Below are 230 nucleotides of genomic sequence, written 5' to 3'. Positions count from 1 at the left end.
CCAGCGTCTGGCTCAACACTACCGGCTCGCCATCCTTGTGCAGGGCGATACCGCCGAACAACTGCACGTTCAGACCGGTGGCCGTGATGATGATATCGGCCTTCAGTTCCGTGCCGGACTTGAGCAAGACACCGGACTCGGTAAAGCGCTCGATATGGTCGGTAACGACCGAGGCTTTACCTGCACTGATGGCCTTGAAAAGATCGCCTTCGGGAACCGAGCACAAGCGT

General features: G+C 58.3%; 1 pseudogene. It reads right to left on the bottom strand.

Annotated elements, in window-relative coordinates:
* Nucleotides 1–230: pseudogene (locus tag BST14_RS29230) on the bottom strand (FAD-containing monooxygenase EthA); the annotation flags it as partial.

Source organism: Mycobacterium arosiense ATCC BAA-1401 = DSM 45069, assembly GCF_002086125.1.
Classification (GTDB): Bacteria; Actinomycetota; Actinomycetes; order Mycobacteriales; family Mycobacteriaceae; genus Mycobacterium; species Mycobacterium arosiense.
The sequence above is the reverse complement of the archived record's forward strand: the minus strand, read 5'-3'. Positions and strand labels throughout refer to the sequence as shown.